This window comes from Azospirillum sp. CT11-132 (genome assembly GCF_047302835.1).
Taxonomy (GTDB): Bacteria; Pseudomonadota; Alphaproteobacteria; order Azospirillales; family Azospirillaceae; genus Azospirillum.
In genome coordinates this window covers 20,391-43,427 of record NZ_JBGLZA010000004.1, presented here as the reverse complement: position 1 = coordinate 43,427, position 23,037 = coordinate 20,391, and the positions used below count along the sequence as shown (strand labels likewise).

Below are 23,037 nucleotides of genomic sequence, written 5' to 3'. Positions count from 1 at the left end.
TCTTTCGAGCCGCGAAATCACCGCGAACACGCGAAGGAGCCATCCAATGCACGCGACACACGACGCACGGGCATCCGGCACCGGTATGCTGAACAAGGTGCCGGAGGTCACGCTCATCTTCTGGATCATCAAGATCATGTCCACCACGGTGGGCGAAACCGGGGCCGACTATCTGGCCGTCCATGTCGGCCTGGGGACCGGCCTAACCGGCGGGATCATGGCCATGCTGCTGGGCGGCGCGTTGCTGCTGCAACTGCGTGCGCGGGCTTATGTGCCCTGGATCTACTGGTTGACCGTCGTTCTGGTCAGCGTCGTCGGCACCCAGATCACGGATGCGCTGACGGACGGCCTGAACGTCAGTCTCTACGTCAGCACCACGGTGTTCGCGGTGGCCCTGGCGGCGATTTTCGCCACTTGGTATGCGGCTGAACGGACCCTGTCGATCCACACCATCGTCACCAGCCGTCGTGAGATGTTCTACTGGACGGCGATCCTCTTCACTTTCGCTCTGGGCACGGCGGCCGGCGATCTTGCGACCGAGGCGCTCCAACTCGGCTTCCGGCTCGGCGTGCTCGTCTTCGGCGGGCTGATCGCGCTTGTCACGTTGGCCTACTACCGCGGCGCCAACCCGATTCTGACCTTCTGGATCGCTTATGTGCTGACGCGGCCGCTTGGCGCATCGCTGGGCGATTTCCTGTCGCAGGCCCAGCAGTACGGTGGTCTGGGGCTCGGCACGATCATGACCAGCGCCGTCTTCCTGGTCGTCATCGTGGCCCTGGTGGCGATGGTGAGCGTCACCACCGCTCAGCATCGCAATGCATCCGTAGGCGATGAAGCCTGATCATCCTTTCCTTCATGCAAAGCAGAGATCGTCGATGAAACACTCCTGGATCGCACTCACCGCTGTTGCGCTCGTTGCCACGGGTGCCGTGGCAGTCACATATTTCATGCCGGTAGCAGGCGCGGTTTCGCAGGCCGAAGCGTCTGCCGGACTGGGCGACATCTCGGGCTTCCGCAAGATTGTCGTCGATACGGCGGCCCAGGTCGATAAAGGGGACCTTGCGGGCGCGAAGATCCGCATCAAGGATCTTGAAACGTCATGGGACGAGGCGGAAGCGGGCCTGAAGCCCCGAGCACCGAGCCAGTGGCATGCGGTCGACAACGCCATCGACGGGGCACTGTCGGCTTTGCGCGATAGCGCCCCGACGGTGGCCGCGTGCAAGAAGGCATTGACGACCCTGCTCGATACCATGGACAGCAACGGCACACATGGCTGAGTGACCATCGCGCCGATCAGCGTCTGCCGGTTTGACGGGGCTGACGACCCAATAGCCGGACATTCCGAAGGAAAGAGGCGCGGTGGGCATTCCCATCGCGCCTTTTCCATGTGTCGGCGGTGGTTGTGCGGGAGGGGACCGCCGGCATATTCGACATGCCTTCAAGGGCGCTGGAGCCGGTGCCGATCCAAAGAAAATGGCCCGGAAGGAGACTTCCGGGCCAGACACAGACGGCATCAAGATCATTTGGCGTCGTTGTCTTCCTGCTCTTCACCATCGCCCTTTGCGACATGACGCTTCACAACACTGCCGGAGGCTGCGTCCACGACCACAGTCTCGGTCGCCTTGTCCTTGGCGACCTCGACTCCGAACGCCACCTTTCCATTATCCTGCAGGATGTCGGCAGACAGTGCCTTGCCGCCGGTTTCCTGTTCGGCGGCGGTCACCGCCTGCGACAACGAGATCTTCGCCTGCGACAGCGCCGACAGGTCACGGGCGTCTTCATGGGTCTTCTGGGCGGCCTGCGCGCCATAACCGATGCCAGCCACCAGCAGTGCCGCACAGATCGCAGACGCGGGCTTCATGACGGTCTTCATACGAATCGCTCCTGTTGCGGGGCGCCATGCCCCGGTACGGACGATCCTAGGCGGGGCTGGCTTACCGGCCTTTGGCGAGCGCTATACGGTTTGGTAAGATCGAGGCCGCGGCTTCGCCATGACCGGCGGCAGACCCTTTGGATCGGGCAACCAAGACCGGCAACTCGCCAGCGGTACGACCCAATTCGGACCGGAGTGCCGGCAGGCAACGGGGGCGATCAACGGTTCGGCTTTGCCGGAGAGCGCAGTCGCCGCCATAGGAACCAGGCCACCGCCGCCGCCATCACGACGATCACCAGAACGTCGAAGCGATGCATCCAGTCCCTCAGCGTCGGGTCGCTGTTCCAGCGTTCTCCCAGCGCGTAGCCGACATAGGCCAGCCCGAAGCACCAGGGCCAGGAGCCGATAAAGGTGTAGAGATGGAAGCGGAGCCTCGGCATGCCGGCCATTCCGGCGGGAAGGGCGATGAAGGTCCGCACCACCGGCAACATCCGGGCCACCAGCACCGCCGGTCCGCCGAGCCGGGAGAAGAAGCGCTCCGCCAGATCGAGGTCATGCTCGTCGAGCAGGACGTAGCGGCCCCAGCGCCGGATCAGCGGCCGTCCGCCCCGCCGTCCCACCGCATAGGCGATCTCGGATCCCAGGTTGCAGCCGATGGCGCCGACGGTGGCGACCAGCATCAGGTTGAAGTGTCCTGTCGAGACGAGATAGCCGGCGAAGGGCATGATGACCTCCGACGGCAGCGGAATGCAGGCGGATTCCAGCGCCATCAGCATCGCGACGCCGGGATACCCCAGCGTCGCGATGACCGACGCGATGATCGATCCGAGTGCTTCGAGAAGATGCCCCACCACGCCCTCACCCGCGGTCCAGCGGGAACAGGGCAGCGGGCAGATGCAGCAACCGCACGGTTCCCTCGTAAAGCCGGACGATGGCCGGCGTCAGCAGTCGATCAACCAAGGGCCGGGCCGGAACGACCAGCAGCGATGCCGTGGCGGCGACCAGAAGCGCTCCAGCCATGTCCAGCGGGAAGTGAACACCGAGATAGATGCGAGCCCAGGCGACGCCGACGCCGAAGGCCATTATCCCCCAGCCCAGCCGCGGCCAGGAACCGCGCAGCAGCAGGCTGATCCCGATCGTCCACATGAAGGTCGCATGGTCACTGGGGAAGGACGAGTCGGCCGCATGCGGGATCAGCTGGTGCCCCAACCCGATCATGAAGGGGCGCGGATGCTGCCAGAAGGCGCCGATCACCGTGTTGATCAGGGCCGCCGTCAACAGGGCGCAGCCGGCGCCGACCAGGGCAGAACGCCCGTTGTGCCGTCCCCACACCCACAGCACCGCGATCAGCGCCGCCGCCAGCACCACCACGTCATCCGCCAGGAAGCGCGCCAGCAGCAGAAGCATAGCCTGCGGATCGGGCGGAGCGTTCAGCAGGAGGAACAGATGCCGATTCAGAGCTTCCATGAGCGATGTCCACTTGTTTCGATGTGATGACAGCCCCGGCAGACAGATGGGCGGTGCGGGGCGCTTCGCGCGTGACGCCGAAGGCTAGGGTTGGAGCGTTCGGGTGAGTTCGGGAGACTGGCGGTGATCGGCGAAGGCCCGGTCTGCGGCACGCTGCAGGCGTTCTTCATGACGCCGCGCATATCGCCAACCCACGACGGCGGCGACCAGGGCAATGCCGCCGGCACCGACCGCCAGGGGGCCATGATAGCGCTCCAATGCCTGCCCGAAGCTCCAGCCACCCAGACCGAACGCAATGGACCAGAGCAGTCCGCCGCAGGCATTCGCGATCAGGAAGCGCCGCCAGCACATACGATTGGCGCCGGCGAGCAGAGCGGTCAGCACCCGCAGCAGTGCAACGAACCGTCCAAACAGCACGACCTTGCCGCCGTGCCGTTGGAACAGGTATTGGCCAAGCCGAAGCCGCGGTTCGGTCAGCCGCATGAGCGACCCATAGCGCATCAGCAACCGGTAGCCGTAGTGCCGGCCGATCAGGAAGCCGACATTGTCCCCCACCACGGCGCCGGCAGCCGACGCGCCGATCACGAACTCGATCCGGAAATCGGGGGAGGCCGCCGCCAGAATCGATCCGGCGATCAGCGTCGTCTCTCCCGGTAAGGGCAGACCCATGCTCTCCAGCGCAACCACACCGGTGATCAACCAATAACCGTAACCGGTCAGAAGTTGGGGAATCAGGTCGTGGAGCGAGACAGACATTGCGTCACCTCGAATGCTGCGTCGTGACCGGGGGGCATTCCCCAGCCGGCCGGGCCGACGCGCCGTCACGGAGATTGAAGTCAAGCGAGACCCGCAGGCCCGGGCCGTTGTCCGTCACGGACACCGTCGCCTCATGACGGTCCGCGATGGCCTTCACCAGACTGAGACCAAGCCCGCTGCCATCGGTGGTGCGGCTCCGCTCCAGCCGGTAGAAGCGGCGGAAAATGCGCCCGCGCTCTTCCGCCGGCACACCGGGACCGTCGTCGGCGATCGTCAACCGCGCCACCCCTGAACCGACGGTGAGAGCCACCTCGATGCGCGTTCCTGCCGGGGTGTGGCGAATGGCGTTCTCAACGAGATTGACGAGCATTTGGGTCAGCAATTCGCGGTCGCCCGCAACCACCGCCGGGTCGAGCGGAGGACTGACCAGGATCTTGCCCTCCTCTTCGGCCGAGGGCGTGAAGGCCTCGACCACTGTCTCCACAATGGCGTGAAGCTCCACCGGGTCGCGAACCGGCGGTCGAGCGCCGCCTTCGATCTGGGCAATGCGCAGCAGCGCGGCGAAGGTTTCCAGCAGCGTGTCGGTTTCCGCCAGGGCCGCGTCCACTGCGACCGCGTAGTCGTCGGTCGATGCGGCGGTTGTCCGCACCCGCTCCAGACGCTGGCGCAGCCGCGCCAACGGAGTGCGCAAATCGTGGGCGATGTCGTTGGACACCTGCCGCAACCCCTCCATCAGATCGGCAATGCGGCCGAGCATGCGGTTCAGCGTATCCGACAGCCGGTCGAGGTCGTCGCCGGTTCCCCGCACCGGGATGCGGCTGGCCAGGTCGCCGGCGATGATCGCTTCCGCCGTGCGCGAGATGGCATCCACCCGCTGCAGGAAAGCCACGCTCAACAGCGCACCACCGGCAATCCCAAGCCCGAGCGTTACCAGCACCGCAACGGAAAATGCGTGGAAGATCGCTTCGTCGGCATCCTCTATCCATTCAAGATCGTCACCGACCGCCAACAATGTGCCGTCCGGCAGCCGGACCGTCAGGGTGCGGATCCCCACGAGCTCGCTCTCGTCGCTGGGCATCCGGTGCGGTTCGATGGTGCTCCAGCCCGGCTGAGGAACCGTCGTCATATCGCCGGCCAGAATGGCGCCGCCTGCATCGGCGACGAGTTCATGCAGCGCGCCGGGACGGCCAGCGGTGCGCCGCACCTCGGCAGCGAGCTGCGCCCGGCCGCCGGCCTGGAATTCACCACGGAGCCGGTCGAGATCGGCCATGATCCGGCTGTTCATCTGCTGTTCCAACGCCGCGTGGGTGGTCCAATAGACCACTCCCCCCAGGATCAGCGCCGACACCGCGAAGATGAGAGCGAAGGCGGCGGCCAGCCGGAAACTGGCGGTACGGAACAGTCTAGGCAGGGCCGTCATTCAGGGTGTATCCGGCCCCGCGTACCGTGCAGATCAACTCTCTGCTGCGGCCGCGGTCCACTTTGGCCCGCAGGCGGCTGATGTGGGTTTCGACGATGTTGGTCTTGGGGTCGAAGTGGAAGTCCCAGACATGCTCCAGCAGCATCGTGCGGGTCGTCACGCGCCCGGCATTGCGCATCAGATACTCCAGCAGCTGGAACTCGCGCGGTTGCAGATCGATGGATTCGCCTCCTCGGGTCACGGAGCGTTTCAGGAGATCCATTTCGAGGTCGGCCACCCGGAGCACCGTGGGGACGTCGTTCAACGGCGGACGCCGCACCAGCGCATTGAGACGGGCCAGCAACTCGGCAAAGGCGAAGGGCTTGACCAGATAGTCGTCGCCTCCGGCCTCCAGCCCCTCCACCCGGTCGCCGATCCCACCGAGGGCGGTGAGCAACAGCACCGGCGTCTTCACCCCCGCACCGCGCAAGGTTTTCAGCACCGAAAGTCCATCAAGGCCCGGCAGCATCCGATCGACGACCAAGGCGTCGAACGGCTGTCCCGCGGCGAGAAGCAGGCCGTCGCGCCCGTTGCCCACGCATTCAACGCTGTGCCCCTGTTCTCGCAGACCGGTCTGGAGATAACCGGCCGTTTCCGGATCGTCCTCAATGATCAATATTTTCATGATCCAGCCCCCTGAGCTCTCCTCATTATACCCGCCTGCGACGCCCACGAACGATCAACAATGTACTCAAGGGCACGTTAACTGCCGGGTGCTGATTCTATACGGATTTGTAACATGGGCATCTCCGCGAGCAGTTGTAATGAACAGCCTCTCCGCCTCCTTGATCATCTTGCGTAGGACTTCACCAGCCCTTTCAATCATCAGTTCAGAAGACCAATGCATTTGTGGTGATGGTCGCGGCCTCATCGAGATCGAAGACTGCACAGACAAAAGGGATCGCAGAACCTGTTCAAAGCCTTGCTCTAAGCGGCGGTACTCGGGAATGAAACAGGAGTTCGCCGGAGCTTGCGGATCGCTGCCGAGAAGCCACGTCTTCGGCCCAGACATAGTCTCCGGTGAACACGATGTGCTTCCAGCCGAGTGGCGCCACATGTGTCAATAGGTCGGCGATGATGACCGTGGCTTGTCTCACCGAATGTGTGCCGGCGCCCACGATCTCAGGTCCGTCTCAAACAGTGTGAGCTTGATCTCACCGAATGTGAGCCAGAGCCTGTTTCCCGTCTCAGCCAATCCGGTCCCAGATGCGGTCAAAATCTCGGGTCCGACCGCCAATGATCTCGGGCCGCTACAAGTAGGGCTTTGATCATCGCGACCAGGGCGGGCAAGGAATAAGGTTTGCGCAGCACCCTCAGGTGCTCCGGTTCCTCGACTGGAAGATATTCGCTGAAGCCGGTCGTGACGACGATCGGCAGCTCGGGCCGCCGCTGCCGGATAATCCGGATCAGCGCCTCGCCGCCCATCACCGGCATGCGCATGTCGGTGAGCAGGAGGTCAGCCGGATCGGCGGCGTCGGCCTCGATGGCCTCCAGCCCGTTGTGTGTGACGGTGACCCGAAACCCTTCGGACTCCAGAACTTCGGCCACCACAACGGCGACTAAATCCTCGTCTTCGGCGATCAAAACGTGAGGGGAATAGAGCATGACCCACGAGAAACTGACTTTTCAACTATTTCATACTATCGATCTGTTCGTGCAGCGGGCAATAGAAATCACTCTCTTCTTCCTGAAGCAAAATAATTCTCGAGCTTACGATCGATACGGCGGTGCGAAATATTCTTGCCAGATCGCTCGGTGATGGAGTTTCCCTTTGCCGTCGACAGTCTGGTAAGGGGCTCGAACACATCGGATGAGAAAGCGAGTCCCAGCGGTTTCAGAACATGCACATATGCAGCCGGGCACGGGCGCGGGATGATGCCGACCGCCAAAAGCCCCAGCATCGGAGCGCTTTTCGCTCTCATGGGGCAGGATCTGGTTCAGGCTCCGCCCCTGCCCGGCTGGGCCGCCACCCCGATCTCGACGCCGGCGAGAGGGCCGGGCGGCCGCAGACCACACCGCCGAACTGAGCCACCCAGGGACAGACGCCCGTAAAGCAGACACCGGGCGTTATGAAAAGCCGGCCCCGCGGAGGTATGAGCGCGCGTTCTTACGGTGTTCCCATATCCCGGACAATCTGCGCACTTTCGTGTAGTGACCCCTGGAGGCCCGCACTTTGGAGATACGGGCCGTCGTCTGGTCATGACAGCGGCTGCCAGAGCGTTGGGATGATCACTGTCCGACCTATGCGCAATATTACGGCTTTATTAGAAAGTGGAAATTCGTCTGTGCTCATAGGTATCTGTGAAAGCCTGCTCAAAGTAGCAGGCCTCTACCAGATATATGCCAGCTACGTGGAAGGATAAATGGTCTGGAGAAATCGCTGCATATGGGAAAAATACGCATCATATACTATTTCTGTCTCCGGCTAAATCGCCAAAATGACGCGTCTGAGGGCAATTATGTTTAGGTTATGCATTCCGAATGCTGGTTAGGAAGTTCTCCACCTCACGACGCAGCTCGCCTGCTTGACGGGTCAGGCCGGTGGAAGCGTCAAGCACCTGTGACGCCACGTATCCAGTTTGTGCAGCGGCTTCATGGACCTGAGCAATGGTAGTGCTGACCTCTTCCGTGCCATGGGCCGCCTGCTGGACATTCCGAGAAATTTCCGCAGTGGTGGCATTCTGTTCCTCGATGGCCGAGGCAATGGTAGCGGCGATCTCGTTCATGATAGCGATGGTGCTGCCGATCCCTTCGATGGCACTCACCGTGTCGCACGTGGCGCTCTGCACGCTGTTGATTTGACCGGAAATCTCTTCGGTGGCCTTGGCAGTCTGGTTGGCCAGTTGTTTCACCTCGCTCGCCACCACAGCAAAGCCCTTGCCAGCCTCCCCCGCCCGTGCCGCCTCGATGGTCGCGTTCAGCGCCAGCAGGTTGGTCTGGCTGGCGATGTCTTGTATCAGCCTGACCACCTCGCCGATGCGCGCGACTTCACCTGTCAAATTGCGGACGGAACCAGTGGTGTTCTGCGCCTCGCGTACCGCCTGGGCGGCAACGCCATTGGAGCGGGAAACCTGCTCGCCGATCTGGCGGATCGAGGCGGTCATCTCCTCCGTCGCCGATGCCACCGTTTGAACGTTCACCGAGGTCTGTTCTGCTGCCGCGCTGGAGGCAGACGCCCGACGATCGGCGTCCTTCGCCAGCACCGCCATGGCCCCAGCGGTTTCGGTCAACCGTGTGGTGGCGTCGGTCACGCATGTCAGGATGGCCGACACGGAGCGATCAAAGGCCTGGACCATCTGTTCGACGGCAGCCGCACGCTTTTCGCGAGCAATGCGCTGTAAGGCCTGTTCGGTTTCCAGCCTAAGGCGCTCAATGGCACTTTCCTTCAGCACTTGGATCGCCCGAGCCATGGCACCAATTTCATCGGGCTGCTTGGAATGGGCGATGTCCACCTTGAGGTCACCGTCGGCCAGCCGGACAACCGTGGAAGTCAGCGAACTCAAACGCCGTGTCACTTGGCTCGACAACAGGACCAGAACAATGCTGAAGGTAATGCAGACTACTGCCAACACAGCCCCGGCGATGATCAGGCTGACCCAGGCATCAGCGATGCTGTTTTGGTTGCGTTGATGGGCCACAGCAAGGGCGGCATCGCGCATCACCAGGATGTTGTTCAGCATCGGCGTTGTCCAAGGACGCCAATCAGCCAAGGACACCGGTGGCGGCATACCGTTCCGCGCAGCATCTATCACACTACGAAAGCGTTGTTCCCCCTGCGTCATCATTGTGGAGCGCACATGCTCCAGCGCTCGAGACATTTCCGGCGGACTGTCGAGGTTTAGCACCGCCTGCTGCATCATCTGCCATAGCATTGCAACCTTGCCGGTCATCTCCGTCGCTGCCTGCAGCCGGTCTGGTCCAAAAGCCATGCCGCCGACGAAAAGTCCCAGCGTGGCAGATCGGGTGCCGCCGGTGTCGCGCATGTCCTGAGCCAACCGCGCCAGATTGACATGGCCGAACAGGCCAGGGCTATTGACGATGGTGGAACGATAACTGTCGCCGATAGCAGTTCCAACATCCAGGTTGGCTGCGGCGATGGCATCGACTGTGGCCGACGCGATGTTTGGCGGGCGGACGGACTTGGCCTGCTCCGCTGCCTGCCGGGCGGCCGTGCGTGCCGTCGCCAACCTGCTGATTGCGGTGACGATGGGGCCCGAAGACAGGCCGGCCGCCGCGATCTGCTCGCGGGCCTTGGCCAGGACTGCGTCGCTGGCCGCAATGGCATCCTCCAGAGGACGGACTATTGCCGGGTCCAGAGGCTTGTCGCTGTCAAAGGCAACCGCCCATTGACCACGTTCACCAGCCAGTATGGACCCGACCTGCAGCGTCGCCTCGAAGGCCGACAGTGAGCTTTCCGTCCGAAAATGCACGTGCAGGTCGCCAATTGCCTTCCAAGCCATGGCGCCCGCCATGCAGAGTGGAAGAGACGCAATCAGGACGTTGGCGCACACTATTTTCGTGCGGATATTCATCCTATTTCCTCGCGGGATAGTTTTGAGCAACAGCCGTTTGCATAATCTGTATTCTAGTAGGTGCGCGGGTTTATTTGTGTATTCGACAAGTTCTCAATAGCTTGATTCAGCATTGCTTGGAAACGATTGGAAAAATCCACGACAGCGTGGCCGTAATTGCTTTGTATATTTTTAGAATTCAATGAAGTCTTCGGGTGAATTCTAGTGATTTCCTAAATTTCGATACAACATGGTGCAACTTGTGCTATATATTCATGTGAATGATGCGCAGGTTGTTGGTGGTGCCGGCCTGGGCGAAGGGGATGCCGGCGACGACCACCATGGTGCCGGTCCGGCCGGCGAACTCCTCCGCCCGCGCGGTGGCGATGGCACGGTCGACCATCTCCTCGTAGGTGCGGATGTCGTCGGACAGCACGCTGTGGGCACCCCACAGCAGGCAGAGCCGGCGCGACACCGCCGTGTCGGGGGTGATCGCCAGGATCGGCACTTCCGGCCGCTTGCGGGCGATGCGCGCCGCGGTGGTGCCGCTGGAGGTGAAGGCGACTATGGCCGAGGAATGCAGGCTGTCGGCCAGATCGGCGGCGGCGGCGGCCACGGCGTGGGGCGGGCTGTGCTCCTCCCCCGGATGGGTCGCCTGGATCAACGAGCGGTAGAGCTTGTGCTGCTCGGTGGAGCGGATGATGCGGTCCATCATGGTGACCGCTTCGACCGGATACTGGCCCGACGCCGATTCGGCCGACAGCATCACCGCGTCGGCGCCGTCATAGATGGCGGTCGCCACGTCCGACGCCTCGGCCCGCGTCGGGGTCGGGGCGGAGACCATGGAGTCCAGCATCTGGGTGGCGACGATCACCGGCTTCACCGCCAAGCGGCAGGCGCGCACCAGCTCCTTCTGGCGGCCGGGCACATCCTCGTGCGGGATTTCCACGCCGAGGTCGCCGCGCGCCACCATCACCGCGTCGGACAGGCGAATGATGTCGTCGATCCGCTCCAGCGCCTGCGGCTTCTCGATCTTCGCCATGATGCCGGCGCGGTCGCCGATCAGTCCGCGTCCCTCGATGATGTCGCCCGGCTTCTGGACGAAGGACATGGCGACCCAGTCGACGCCCAGTTCCAGCCCGAAGGCGAGGTCGGCGCGGTCCTTGGCAGTCAGCGGCGACAGATCCAGGATGGTGCCCGGCAGGTTGACGCCCTTGCGGTTGGAGATGGTGCCGCCGACGACCACCCGGGCCTCGATCCAGTCGTCGCCCAGCTCGGTCACCTCGACGCGGACGCGGCCGTCGTCGATCAGCAGATGGTGGCCCGGCATGATGGCGGCGAAGATTTCCGGGTGCGGCAGCGGGATGGAGCGCTTGTCGCCGTCGCTGCCCTGCAGGACAAAGCGGATCTGATCGCCGGTGGCGGCGGCGAACTTGCCGTCGCGGATGGTGCCGACGCGGATCTTGGGACCCTGGAGATCCTGCAGGATGCCGATGGGGCGGCCGACCTCGGCCTCCAGCTCGCGGATGGCGCGGTGGACCTTGGCGTGGTCGTCGTGGGTGCCGTGGCTGAAGTTCAGCCGGAAGGTATCGACGCCGGCTAGGAACAGGGTTTTCAGCATCTCGGGCGAGTTGCTGGCCGGTCCGACGGTGGCGACGATCTTGGCGCGGCGATGACGGCGCATGTGGTTCCGGCCGCGGGGGCCGTCCTCTGCAGGAGTTGTGAGGAGAGTTTCTGGAACGAAGCGGGTTAAGATCAGGACGTGACCAGGACGGCCCGGATATCGTTCACATTGGTGAGCGTTGGACCGGTGAGGACGAGATCTCCAATCGCACTGAAATAGCTGTAGCTATCATGCCCGGACAGCACAGTCCGGGCGCTCAGCCCGGCGGTGCGACCACGTTCCAGCGTGTCGGGGAACACGATTGCGCCGGCCGCGTCCTCGGTACCGTCGATGCCGTCGCTGTCACCGGCGATGGCCCAGACTCCGGCTTCACCGGCCATTGCAACCGCAAATCCGAGCAGGAACTCCGTATTGCGTCCCCCGCGACCGGCAGGCCCTTTGCCGATGGTCACCGTCGTCTCGCCGCCCGACAGAATGACGGCCGGGGCGGCGATAGGCAAACTGTGCATCCGGACGGACCGGGCGATGCCCGCCATCACGGTGCCGAGTTCCCGACTTTCGCCTTCCAGTGCGTCGCCCAGGACAAGCGGTACCAAGCCTTCGTGTCTGGCGATCTTGGCCGCTGCCGCCAAGGCCATGTGTGGGGCTGCGATCATGCGGACATCTTCGGCGATCTGGCCGGGCTTGGGGGTCTCGCGTCCTTCCGCCAGAACCGCTTTGGCCGCCGCCGGCAGGTCGATCGCGTAGCGCACGATGATTTCCTGAACATCGGTGAGCGTGCTGGAATCGGCGACGGTGGGTCCCGAGGCGATTCCCGCCGGATCGTCGCCCGGCACGTCGCTGATCACCAGCGTGACGAGCCTCGCCGGCTGGGCCGCCGCGGCGAGGCGGCCGCCCTTGATCAGGGAGAGATGCTTGCGAACCGCATTCATCTCCGTGATCGGTGCGCCGCTGGCCAGCAGCGCCTTGTTGACCGCCTGCTTGTCGGCAAGCGTCATCGAGCCCGCCGGCAGGGTCATAAGTGCCGACCCGCCCCCTGAAATCAGGGCAATGACCAGATCATCGGGACCAAGGCCGCGAACGGCGGCAAGGCAGCGCCTCGCCGCCATTTCGCTGTTGGTATCCGGCACCGGATGGGCCGCTTCGACGATTTCGATCCGTCCGGCTGGAACGGCATGCCCGTAGCGGGTGACGACCACGCCGGAAAGCTCGACATCGGGCCAAGCGGCATCGAGCGCTGCCGCCATCGCGGCCGAAGCCTTTCCGGCTCCCACCACGATGCAGCGGCCTTTGGGCTTTTCAGGCAGATGGCGCAACACCGCGGAGCGTGGATCGGCGCTTGCCACGGCCGCGTCAAAGATCCGCCGCAGGACGGTTCGCGCCCGGTCATCGGTCCAGGTGGAGTTCATCGCCCGTCTCCTGTTCAGACGTTCGAGCTGTGAATGGCGTCGATGACGGCTTCGGTCACCTCCTTGGTCGTGGCCGTCCCGCCCACGTCGGGCGTACAGATGCCGGCGCCGCAGACACGTGCGACCGCACGCATCAAGCGTTCGGACGCCTCTGCTTCGCCGAGGTGATCCAGCATCTGGGCCGCAGTCCAGAAGGAAGCCACCGGGTTGGCGATGCCCTTGCCGGTGATGTCGAAGGCCGAACCGTGGATCGGCTCGAACATCGATGGGAAACGACGCTCCGGATCGATGTTTCCGGTCGGTGCGACACCCAGGCTCCCGGCGAGCGCGCCGGCCAAGTCGGAGAGAATGTCGGCATGCAGGTTGGTGGCGACAATGGTGTCCAAGCTCTGCGGCTTCAGCGTCATGCGCACCGTCATGGCGTCGACCAGCATCTTATCCCACGTGACATCCGGGAACTCCTTGGCCACCTCGGCGGCGATCTCATCCCACATGACCATGCCGTGACGCTGGGCGTTGGACTTCGTCACCACCGTCAGCAGCTTGCGCGGTCGCGACTGCGCAAGCTTGAATGCGTAGCGCATAATGCGGGTGACGCCGACGCGGGTGAAGATCGCAACCTCGGTTCCCACCTCCTCGGGCAGACCGCGGTGAGCGCGTCCGCCGTTGCCGGAATACTCACCCTCGGAATTCTCGCGGACGATGACCCAGTCCAGGTCGCCTGGGCCGACATGGCGCAGCGGCGAGGTGATGCCGGGCAGGATCTTGGTCGGACGAACATTGGCGTATTGGTCGAAGCCTTGGCAGATCGGCAGTCGCAGGCCCCACAGCGTGATGTGGTCCGGCACATCCGGCGCACCAACGGCACCGAAATAGATGGCGTCGAAGGCCTTCAGCGTCTCCAGCCCGTCCGTTGGCATCATAACGCCGTGCTTCTTGTAATAGTCCGAGCCCCAGTCGAAGTTTTGGAAGTTGAACTTCACGTCGTCGATCCGCTCCTGCAAAGCTTCGAGGACAGTGGTGCCAGCGGCGATGACTTCGGGGCCGATGCCGTCGGCAGGGATGGTGGCGATGGCATATTCACGCATGGTTTGGGTCTGCCTTGTGCTGAGAGTCGATGATTGAGTGGAGTTGGGTCAGTGCTGGACTGCGGGATGTGCAGGCGTCTGCCGCCGGCTGGATCGCGCCAGAACGAGGGTCAGGACAGCGGAGAGGATCAGCAGGCCGGCGACGACATAGAGCCCGCCGACGAAACTCCCGGTCATATCCTTGATCCAGCCGATCATGGTCGGTCCGACGAAGCCCCCAAGATTTCCGATGGAATTGATCGTCGCGATGCCAGCGGCGGCGGCCGGACCCGACAGGAACAGGGTGGGCATGCTCCACAGCGGCGGCTTGGCCGAACTGATACCGATGTTGACGAGGGTCAGCGCAGCCAGGACGGCGATGACGGTGGTGGAATAACCGGCGAGGACCAGACCAGCCGAGGCAACCAGGCAGGCGAGGACCACATGCCAAGTCCGTTCGCCGGTGCGATCGGAGTGCCGTGCCCAGAGAACCATTGCGACGACTGCGACAATAGCCGGGATGGCGTTGACGAACCCTACCTGCAGAGACGTCAGACCAAATTCCTTGATGATCTGCGGCGACCAGATACCGAGGGTATAAAGGCCAGCCGAGGTGCCGAAATAGACCATGGACAGGGCGAGAACCCGCACATCCGCAAGACCACGCCAAGCGCTGTGGTTGGCCGTACCGGCCTTTCCAGCCTGCTCGGCATTCATGGCGTTCACCAGCCAGTTGCGCTCGTCGTCGTTCAGCCACTTGGCCTTCTCGGGACGGTCGGTCATGTAGAACAGGACGACAACGCCAAGGATGAGTGCCGGAATGGCTTCGATGACGAACATCCATTGCCAGCCCGCGAAGCCAAGCAGGCCGTGCATCTCAAGGAGCGCACCGGAGAGCGGAGACCCGAGAGCGGTGGACAGCGGTGCGGCGGCCATGAAGAGGGCAGTGACGGCGGCACGGCGGCGAGCCGCGAACCAGTAGCTCAGATAAAGGATGATGCCTGGGAAGAAGCCCGCTTCCGCCACGCCCAGCAGAAACCGCAGGACATAGAAGCTGGTGCTGCCCTGAATAAAAGCCATGGCTCCGGAGATGATGCCCCAGGTGATCATGACACGAGCAATCCAGATTCGTGCCCCAACCTTATGAAGGATCAGGTTGGACGGCACTTCGAACAGGAAATACCCGAGGAAGAAAATTCCGGCGCCAAATCCGAAGATAGCTGGCGAGAACCCCAGATCCTTATTCATCGTCAGCGCGGCAAAGCCGATATTCACACGGTCGATGAAAGCAATAAAATAAAGAAGCATGATGAAAGGAACGATACGCCAAGATATTTTGCGCAGGACGCGCAGTTCGAGCGCGTTTTCCATCGCACGTCTCCTCCGGATGCAGTCGATTGATTGTCTTGGGCGGATTTTGCAGCGCTGCGATCAAATGTTTATCAGTGCGCCGAACATTATAAAACAGCATGCTATTATACAAAAAAATGGTATAATGCGCCGGCTGGAGGGCTCTGGTATGGATTTGCATCAGCTGCGTTGTTTTGTTGCGGTGGCGGAGGAGCTGCATTTCGGACGTGCCGCCCAGCGGATCGGCATGTTGCCGTCGGCCCTAGGGCGTCACGTCCGGATGCTCGAAGACGACCTTGGAACGCGGCTGCTGACGCGGACCACCCGGATTGTTGCTCTAACCAGTGATGGTGCGTGCCTGTTGGATGAGGCGCGCGCTCTGCTCCTGCAGGCCGATGATTTGGCCACCCGCTTCCGGTCGCGCGGCCGCACGCAGGCGGCAACGCTGCGGGTCGGCGCCATTGACAGTGCCGCGGCCGGGTTGCTGCCCATGCTTCTCCATGATTTTCGCGAACAGCACCCTCAGGTCACCGTCCAACTCGTCGAAGACAAGACCATTCGACTGCTGCCCCGCCTGCTGTCAGGTCGGCTTGATCTCGCGTTTGTCCGTCCGCCGGAAAGCCCGGACAAGAGCTTGGAGTTCCTGTTTCTGTTCCATGAGACGGTTGTGGTGGCCGTTCCTGCCAGCCACCCGCTGGCAGGACGGGACCGGGTGAGGATTGAGGATTTGGCCGACGAGCCTGTGATCGTGCCGGAGCGCCGGTCGCGGCCTCACAGCCACGATCTGACGATCAAGCTGTTCGCGGAAGCAGGGCTGCAGGCGCGCATCGCCCAGATCGCCGAGGAGAAGCAGACAATCGTGAATCTGGTCAAGGCGGGGCTGGGCGTGGCGATCGTTCCACGCTGGACCTCCAGTATGGTGACTGCGTCGGTACGCTTCATTCCATTGGAAACCCATGCCGCCAGAGGTCTCGACAAACTGCCGTTAGCGGCGGCCTGGGTTCATGATTCGCGTGACGAGGTGCGGGATTCCATGCTCACCACACTGCGCGAAAGGTTGGCGTCATACGCCGAACAAGCCTGAGAAAAGCAAAAAAAGCCCCGATGAATTGACATCATCGGGGCCAGTTTCAGGAGGACGCGCGGACGCAGCAGCTACCGGATAAAACCAACCTGACTCTTGATCTTTTCAATGATCGGGCCTTTCCGCTCATTAAAGCGTGCTTTGTTCTGTTCGAACAGATTGTTCCCCTTGGTGTCGATGGAGATGATCAACGGGCCGAACTCGTTGACCTTGTTGATCCACATCGTTTCCGGCATACCGAGATCCTGCCATTCGGCCCCCTCGATCTTCTCGACCTTGGTAGCGGCGAGCACGGCGCAGCCGCCGGGGAACACCGCATGCACAGCCTTGTGCTCGGCGCACCCGGCGGCGGTTTCCGGTCCCATGCCACCCTTGCCGATGACCAGCTTGACCCCAGTCTGCTTGATGAATTCCTTCTCGAACTTTTCCATGCGCATGCTGGTAGTCGGGCCGATTGAGACCATCTCGAACTCGCCCGCATCGTTCTTCTTCACGATCGGTCCGGCGTGGAAGATGGCGCCGCCCTTCAGGTCCACCGGGAGCTCGCGCTTTTGATCGATCAGCCGACGGTGGGCGACATCGCGGCAGGTCACCAAACGGCCGGTCAGGTAGACGATGTCACCGACATTCAGATCGGCGAGATCTTCGTCCTTGATGGGAGTCGTCAGAACCTTCTTCACAGCACCACCCCCTCGTGGGACAGGATCTCATGGGACAGATCGGCGTTGAACCGGATGCGACCACGGCGATGCGCCCAGCAGCCAGTGGAGACGGCGACGCCGATGGTGGAGGGATGGCGTGCCGAGGATTCAATGTTCACGCCCATGACGCTGCTGTTGCCGGTCAGCCCCTGCGGTCCGATGCCGAGTTCGTTCAGACCCTCTTCCAGCAGCGTCTCCATCTTCGCGGCATTCGCGTTCGGATGTTGCGAGTCGACCGGACGCAGGATCGCCTTCTTCGATAGGCGTGCCGCAGTTTCCGCCGAGGTGGACACCCCGACGCCGACCAGCAGCGGTGGGCAGGCGTTGATGCCGCGCGAGGTGACGACATCGAAGACGAAGTCCACCACTCCTTCGTAGCCCTGGCCGGGCATCAGCACTGTGGATGCGCCCGGCAGAGTGCAGCCGCCACCGGCCATGTAGACCTCAATGGTGACGCCGTCGTCCTCGGGCACGATCTCCCAATCCAGCCATGGGATGCGCGAACCTGTGTTGGTGCCAGTGTTCTTCTCGTCGAACGCCTCGACCGCATTGTGGCGCAGCGGGCCGAGCTTGGTCGCCCCCAGGGTGGCGTTGCGGAGGATGTCCTCCAGTTCCCCGAGCAGGGGGAACTTGGCGCCGGCGGTGATGAAATATTGAATAACGCCGGTATCCTGGCAGCTCGGACGATCCAGCTTGTCCGCCGCTTCCTGGTTGTCGGCCATGGAGTCGAACAGAACGTTGGCCATCTCATTCGTTTCTTTACGCCTGAGATCGGCCAGCTTTCCCTTGACGTCCGACGGCAGACGCTTGCCGATATAGGCGGTGAACTTGGTCATGACGTCTGTCATGGCCGCAACGGATTCCTGGGTGGCCACGGTCTTTGCTCCCTTTGCTTTCCAACCGCCGCGCCGCTTCTGCGCATTTGGTTGAGTGGAAAACTAACCGTTGGTGTGGCCCACCATAAACCGCAGCTGATTATACAAAAATATGGTACAATCCTGTCTTTGAGCCAGTGCGTTGTGTCAGCGCCCCCAAGCAAGTCACCACATCGACCGTGCGCGTTTGAGCGGCTCACGCATCCGACTGGTTAAAAAGCTGCAGCCGTTCTCCGGAGCGATAGTCGGCATTGGCGCATGCTCCGGTCAAAATTATTGAGATCATGTTCGTGACTCAGTTTGAGTTATGGGGATCAGCTCAACATTATTACTGTCGACATAGGTGCTTGTATGTTGTTATTCTGCGCATTATGTTGCATTGCACGCGGATTTCGGCCCAGGATCGCCGGACAAGCCGTGCCAGGATCACTGGACTTGCACCGGGATCGGTTGACACGTTTCGCTCCTCAGACCGGTTTCGTTGCAAAGTTTGCCGGCGGGCGGAGATCGGCTAAAACCCAACCCTTTCGGCGTTGAGGTGACACGGTGATGCGGAGCACGAAGAGCCCGTTCAAGGGCGGGCAGTTCACGGCAGCCGTCATCCTGTGGGCGGTGCGCTGGTATCTGCAGGTCCCGATCAGCTACCGTGACCTCGACGCATGCTCGCCGACCGGGGTGTACCGGTCGATCACACGACGCTCACCCGCTGGATCCAGGCCTACGCGCCGGAAGTGGACAAGCGCATCCGCCCGCACCTGCGGATGACCACCGGCTCTTGGCGGGTGGACGAGACCTACGTGAAGGTGAAGGGGCGCTGGATGTATCTGTACCGCGCCGTCGATGCGCGCGGGCAGACCATCGACTTCCTGCTCAGCGTCAAGCGCGATGCAGCGGCCGCCCGGCGCTTCTTCCGCAAGGCGTTGAAGCAGGCGCACACGGTGAACCCGCGCACCCTCACCGTGGACAAGAACGCTGCCTACCCGAGTGCGGCTAAAGCGATGAAGAGGGACGGTGAGCTGTGGCGGTTCACCAAGCTCCGGCAAGTCAAGTACCTCAATAATATCGTTGAACAGGATCACCGCCGCATCAAACGCTTGGTGCGGCCGGGGCTCGGGTTCCAAGGCTTCCACACCGCGCGCCGAACGATCGCCGGCTACGAGATCCTGGCGATGGTGCGCAAGGGGCAGGTCGCCTCCATGCCCGCCAACGACATGCCCGCCCAGGCGACCTTCATAGCCAATCTGTTCGGTGTTGCTGCCTGACGATGCCGCCGCCGCGGCACTCCGCGTCTACTGGCAAACTTCGCAACGGCACCTTCGGGTTTGCTCTGCGGCATGACCGCCACCGTGACGATGTTCTGTATCGACATCGTCCGGTGATCCTGGACATCAATCCAGTCATCCTGGTTTATTTTCCACTGATCCTGGGAAACGCGGAGGATTTGAAATAGCTTGAACCTGAGTCCAGCGATCCTGGAAAATCGACACCACGCTCGGCGACGCTAGGATGGCGCCATGCTCCCAGACCACCCGCTGACGGCCTCAGACGCCGCCATTCCCTTCTCTCTGGTCCCGACCCTGACGTCCGCCGAGGTCGAGCGCTTGCGCACCGCCTTCGCCACCCGGACGATGGCGGCGTCCACCCGACGCGCCCTGCTCGGCGACGGGCGTCTGTTCGTGAGTTGGTGCGGACAGACCAGGCACCAAGCCATGCCGGCCAGCCGCGAGACGGTGGACGCTTTCCTTGCCGCGGCTGCGGCCGATGGCCGGTCGGCCGCCACCCTGAGGCGCTACCGCAGCTCGCTCGCCTGGTGGCACGCCGCCGGCGGCTTCGCCAATCCGTGCGCCGGGTCGGCCGTGGCGGTGCCGGTGCCCGCGCCCACCCTCACCGATGCCGCCATGGCCGCGCTGCTTGCCTTCATGGACGTTGCCCAGCGCGGTTACGCCCCCGCGACGCTGCGCGCCACCGAAGCCGACGCCCGCCGGTTCGCAGCCTGGTGCGGGCAGCAGCGGCTGTCCTGGCTGCCGGCCGATCCGGAAACGGTGCGGCGCTACATCCGGGAGATCGGCAAGGCCCGCAAGCCGACGACCGTGGCGCGCTACCTCGCGTCAATCGCCTTGCTGCACCGGGCCGCCGGCCACGAGAACCCGTGCCGGCACTGGCGTGTCGACTTGGAACGCCGTGGCCATGCCCGCTTGCCGCATGGCCAGCGGCGGCAGGCGGCCGCCTTGACCGATGCGGTGCTGGCGCCGATCCTCGACCGGCTCGATCCAGAACAACCGGGCCGGCCGAAACCGCTGAAACCGATCGATCTCCGCGACCGCGCCCTGCTGCTGGTCGGTCGCGACACCCTGGCCCGCGCCGACGAGCTGGTGGCGCTGCGCTGGGACGACCTGCACCCGGTCGATCTTGCCTTGAACCCGGATGCGCAGCCGGGCGAGGCGACCATCCGCATCCGGCGGTCCAAGACCGATCAGGAGGGGCAGGGCGCCGAGGCCTGGCTCTCGGCCGAAACCGTCGCGGCGCTCACGGCCTGGCGGGCGGTGGCGCCGCGGTGGCCGGCCGATCCGGGAGATGAGGGGCCGCACACCCGGGAAGGCGCATTCCTGTTCTGCCATCTGTCGCGCAGCGGCGCCGGCGAACGGATGAGCCCGGCGGCGGTGCGCCGCGTGGTGGAGCGGCGGACCGGCGAAGCGAACCCGCTTGCCGTCGGCTTCAGCGGCCACAGCTTGCGCGTCGGCGCCGCCCAGGACCTGCTGGCCGCCGGCGTCGACCTGCCCGGGCTGATGCAGGCGGGGCGCTGGTCCTCGCCGGTGATGCCGGCCCGCTACACCGAGCGCCTACGGGCAACACGGGGCGCTGTGGCAAAGGTCCGGCGTGGAAAGGATGGGAGGAAGCCGCTGTAACGATCCGGGATCATTGACGATCGGGCCTGGGCAATCGGGCTTGGGCGATCGGACTTGAAATTCGATTGAACAGCGCTTCACTCCTTGGCGTGCTCCTGCGGTTGCGCACCACCGTCGTCGTCCCAGCCAGGAAGCCGGGCACCACGCTCCAGCCGGCGTTGCCGCTCATCGGCAATGTTCACGGCAACCGGGAGCGCCGAAGCGGTCTGAATGAACATTTTCCCGCGCAGAAAATGGACCGACGACAAATGCTTGCTCGGGTGCTTGCTCGGGTGGGTGGCTTGCATGACGGCCTCTCCTCTCCGGTGCGGTCCAATAAGACCTGGACTGACTGCACCGCTCTCGTGTGTTCCTCGCCGTGTCAGTCATCCCGGCATGAAGGCACCCAACCGGTCCTGACCCGATTTCACGTGCCCTGCGAACCATGCCCCTGCGAACCGTACCCCTACGAACCGTATCGGGGTTCCGCTTCCGCCGATGCCAGGATCTTGTCCAGTTCATCCGGATCGATGAGCGCTGTCTGCGCCATACCCATCCCTCCATTGGAGCGTCCATCGGCATGCGGCAGATGGATCCAGGTCGCAGTGCGCCGGTACACAGGGAAAGAGAGCGAGTCGATCAGTTCCTCGTCGGTTTCCACGACGTAGCTCCCCGCCGGCTGCATTCCGTCCATGCCGTTCAATTCGAGGGGACGGGTGAACGTCACGGTCCTGGTGGTTGTGCGGGTGAATGCGGTGCTCATCGAAAGATGCTCCCGTGCGTGTCCGGCGGTTTCTGAAGGTGCTCTCCGGGTCAGGTCGCCGGTTGGACGAATGACCTGGTCATCGCATTTTGATGGCGAGGGAGGTGTCCGTTCGACGTGACGGGCTTGCGGCGGATGGCGTCCTGCGGATGCTCTTCGGGTGGTCGGGCGCAGCCGTCGTCTTTGCAGGACGTTCATCTTGCAGCAGACACGCTATCCGCTGAAGCCCGAGAACGCCAACCCTGCGAGAAAGCCGACTGACATGCCAAGTGTCAGATAGGCCATGATTTTCCATTTCGGCGCGGACAAAGCCCAGGCTGCACGCTCTGAAGCGGTCCACTCTGATAGCGTCGTATTCCTGAGCGTCATCGCAGCCTCCCGGTACGGTCTTCATAATCAATATGGTGTCAATAATTTACATAACAATAATCGTCTCCAAATATTTATACCCAAACTCATTTGATATGAAATCACATACACTTTGACTGTCTTAATCAATATACGATTTCCCCCTCAATTTGGAGTGCGATCCTTTCCTCCGCTCCATCGGGGCAGGTCGCGGCGACGCCGTTGCGATGCCCGGCTCAAGACGCCATGAACCGGACCGCCTCGACCGATTGCCAGATGGTGAAAGTCGCAACGAAGAGAACGGCGGCGGCGGCGGCCAGGGACAGCGCCAGCAACACCCCGTCCTCCTCGAGGTAAGCCAGGGCGATCAGCATGATCGTCACGGCCGGCACGATGTTGCTCAGCGGGATCGGGACGAAGAAGACGCTTGTCAGCGCGAGAACGACCAGCCCGACAACGCGCGTCGTCGCGTCGAACGGCGTCTTCCAGCGCGGGTGTATGACCGTCTCCATGCGCCTCAACACCGGCACGGCACGATCGACCAGCCGGACCAGGCGCCGTGTCGAAAAGCGCCGGGACGCGATCATCCGGGGAAACACCGGACTCTCGCGCGCCAGGATCATCTGGAGAGCGGGAATGGTCAGCAGCAGCCCGACGGCCGGCGACGTTCCCGGCGCCAGCCCGATCAGCGCCAGCAGCAGCAGAACGATGCCGAAGGAGCGCTTGTGGAGTTTTTCAAGCAGCCAGCCGAGCGTGACGCAGTCGGCCGGAGCCTCGTCCAGCAAGCCACGCAGAACCTCGGATGTTGGGATATGCCGTGTCATGGCCGCCTCGCTCCGGCCGTTTGGACCCGTCGCCATCGGGC

21 protein-coding genes and 1 pseudogene are annotated in these 23,037 nt (G+C 63.1%); 5 read left to right on the top strand and 17 right to left on the bottom strand.

All coding sequences use genetic code 11. The features are described from left to right. Window positions 1-46: 46 nt before the first annotated feature. Both ACCD06_RS19130 and ACCD06_RS19125 read left to right on the top strand, forming a co-directional pair. Entirely contained in the window at window positions 47-841 is a 795-nt protein-coding gene (locus tag ACCD06_RS19130; RefSeq protein ID WP_413342629.1) for a hypothetical protein, read from the top strand. Window positions 842-875: 34 nt separating this feature from the next. After that, the gene (locus ACCD06_RS19125; RefSeq protein WP_413342627.1) at window positions 876-1,277 is read left to right on the top strand and encodes a hypothetical protein; all 402 of its coding nucleotides are present in this window, start codon (window positions 876-878) and stop codon (window positions 1,275-1,277) included. A 242-nt stretch (window positions 1,278-1,519) separates the two neighbouring features. Here ACCD06_RS19125 and ACCD06_RS19120 read toward each other — a convergent pair whose 3' ends face one another. The 12 genes from ACCD06_RS19120 to ACCD06_RS19065 all read right to left on the bottom strand — a co-directional run bounded on the left by ACCD06_RS19120 (window position 1,520) and on the right by ACCD06_RS19065 (window position 15,537). Beyond that, the gene (locus ACCD06_RS19120) at window positions 1,520-1,873 is read right to left on the bottom strand and encodes a PepSY domain-containing protein (protein WP_413342625.1); all 354 of its coding nucleotides are present in this window, start codon (window positions 1,871-1,873) and stop codon (window positions 1,520-1,522) included. Window positions 1,874-2,091: 218 nt separating this feature from the next. After that, on the bottom strand, window positions 2,092-2,724 hold the full coding sequence (locus ACCD06_RS19115; RefSeq protein ID WP_413342623.1) for a DedA family protein: 633 nt from the start codon (window positions 2,722-2,724) through the stop codon (window positions 2,092-2,094). A 7-nt stretch (window positions 2,725-2,731) separates the two neighbouring features. After that, a complete protein-coding gene (locus ACCD06_RS19110) occupies window positions 2,732-3,340 on the bottom strand; it encodes an undecaprenyl-diphosphatase (protein ID WP_413342621.1) in 609 nt (202 codons plus the stop codon). An 84-nt stretch (window positions 3,341-3,424) separates the two neighbouring features. Continuing rightward, window positions 3,425-4,096 carry a DedA family protein gene (locus ACCD06_RS19105; protein WP_413342619.1) on the bottom strand — a complete coding sequence of 224 codons (672 nt, stop codon included), beginning with the start codon at window positions 4,094-4,096 and terminating at the stop codon, window positions 3,425-3,427. 4 nt (window positions 4,097-4,100) lie between these two features. Next, on the bottom strand, window positions 4,101-5,516 hold the full coding sequence (locus ACCD06_RS19100; RefSeq protein WP_413342617.1) for a sensor histidine kinase: 1,416 nt from the start codon (window positions 5,514-5,516) through the stop codon (window positions 4,101-4,103). Beyond that, a complete protein-coding gene (locus ACCD06_RS19095; protein ID WP_413342615.1) occupies window positions 5,500-6,180 on the bottom strand; it encodes a winged helix-turn-helix domain-containing protein in 681 nt (226 codons plus the stop codon). Before ACCD06_RS19095 ends, ACCD06_RS19100 begins: the two co-directional genes overlap by 17 nt. Before the next feature lie 587 nt (window positions 6,181-6,767). After that, window positions 6,768-7,160 (bottom strand): response regulator, encoded by a 393-nt coding sequence (locus ACCD06_RS19090; protein WP_413342613.1) that lies wholly within the window; start codon window positions 7,158-7,160, stop codon window positions 6,768-6,770. 863 nt (window positions 7,161-8,023) lie between these two features. Beyond that, window positions 8,024-10,087 carry a methyl-accepting chemotaxis protein gene (locus tag ACCD06_RS19085; RefSeq protein WP_413342611.1) on the bottom strand — a complete coding sequence of 688 codons (2,064 nt, stop codon included), beginning with the start codon at window positions 10,085-10,087 and terminating at the stop codon, window positions 8,024-8,026. A gap of 244 nt (window positions 10,088-10,331) precedes the next feature. After that, window positions 10,332-11,750 (bottom strand): pyruvate kinase, encoded by a 1,419-nt coding sequence (gene pyk, locus ACCD06_RS19080; RefSeq protein ID WP_413342609.1) that lies wholly within the window; start codon window positions 11,748-11,750, stop codon window positions 10,332-10,334. 71 nt (window positions 11,751-11,821) lie between these two features. Further along, window positions 11,822-13,099 carry a glycerate kinase gene (locus ACCD06_RS19075; protein WP_413342607.1) on the bottom strand — a complete coding sequence of 426 codons (1,278 nt, stop codon included), beginning with the start codon at window positions 13,097-13,099 and terminating at the stop codon, window positions 11,822-11,824. 14 nt (window positions 13,100-13,113) lie between these two features. Next, window positions 13,114-14,187, bottom strand: coding sequence for a tartrate dehydrogenase (locus tag ACCD06_RS19070; RefSeq protein WP_413342605.1), 1,074 nt, complete (start codon window positions 14,185-14,187; stop codon window positions 13,114-13,116). A 48-nt stretch (window positions 14,188-14,235) separates the two neighbouring features. Continuing rightward, entirely contained in the window at window positions 14,236-15,537 is a 1,302-nt protein-coding gene (locus ACCD06_RS19065) for an MFS transporter (RefSeq protein ID WP_413342603.1), read from the bottom strand. Between the two features lie 148 nt (window positions 15,538-15,685). Here ACCD06_RS19065 and ACCD06_RS19060 point away from each other — a divergent pair, with 148 nt between their 5' ends. Beyond that, on the top strand, window positions 15,686-16,600 hold the full coding sequence (locus ACCD06_RS19060) for a LysR family transcriptional regulator (protein WP_413342601.1): 915 nt from the start codon (window positions 15,686-15,688) through the stop codon (window positions 16,598-16,600). A 71-nt stretch (window positions 16,601-16,671) separates the two neighbouring features. Here ACCD06_RS19060 and ttdB read toward each other — a convergent pair whose 3' ends face one another. Next, window positions 16,672-17,280, bottom strand: a complete 609-nt coding sequence (gene ttdB, locus ACCD06_RS19055; protein ID WP_413342599.1) for a L(+)-tartrate dehydratase subunit beta — start codon at window positions 17,278-17,280, stop codon at window positions 16,672-16,674. Further along, window positions 17,277-18,176 (bottom strand): L(+)-tartrate dehydratase subunit alpha, encoded by a 900-nt coding sequence (gene ttdA / locus ACCD06_RS19050; RefSeq protein ID WP_413342597.1) that lies wholly within the window; start codon window positions 18,174-18,176, stop codon window positions 17,277-17,279. Before ttdA ends, ttdB begins: the two co-directional genes overlap by 4 nt. Before the next feature lie 549 nt (window positions 18,177-18,725). Between ttdA and ACCD06_RS19045 the strand changes: the two are divergent. Beyond that, window positions 18,726-19,438 (top strand): annotated as a pseudogene (locus ACCD06_RS19045) (IS6 family transposase). A gap of 252 nt (window positions 19,439-19,690) precedes the next feature. Beyond that, window positions 19,691-21,082, top strand: a complete 1,392-nt coding sequence (locus tag ACCD06_RS19040) for a tyrosine-type recombinase/integrase (RefSeq protein ID WP_413342595.1) — start codon at window positions 19,691-19,693, stop codon at window positions 21,080-21,082. Window positions 21,083-21,159: 77 nt separating this feature from the next. Here the strand turns inward: ACCD06_RS19040 and ACCD06_RS19035 are convergent, their stop codons facing one another. The 3 genes from ACCD06_RS19035 to ACCD06_RS19025 all read right to left on the bottom strand — a co-directional run bounded on the left by ACCD06_RS19035 (window position 21,160) and on the right by ACCD06_RS19025 (window position 22,996). Further along, entirely contained in the window at window positions 21,160-21,369 is a 210-nt protein-coding gene (locus ACCD06_RS19035) for a hypothetical protein (RefSeq protein ID WP_413342593.1), read from the bottom strand. Window positions 21,370-21,527: 158 nt separating this feature from the next. Then, window positions 21,528-21,824 (bottom strand): hypothetical protein, encoded by a 297-nt coding sequence (locus tag ACCD06_RS19030; protein ID WP_413342591.1) that lies wholly within the window; start codon window positions 21,822-21,824, stop codon window positions 21,528-21,530. Between the two features lie 584 nt (window positions 21,825-22,408). Beyond that, window positions 22,409-22,996 carry an exopolysaccharide biosynthesis protein gene (locus ACCD06_RS19025; protein ID WP_413342589.1) on the bottom strand — a complete coding sequence of 196 codons (588 nt, stop codon included), beginning with the start codon at window positions 22,994-22,996 and terminating at the stop codon, window positions 22,409-22,411. Window positions 22,997-23,037 lie beyond the last annotated feature (41 nt).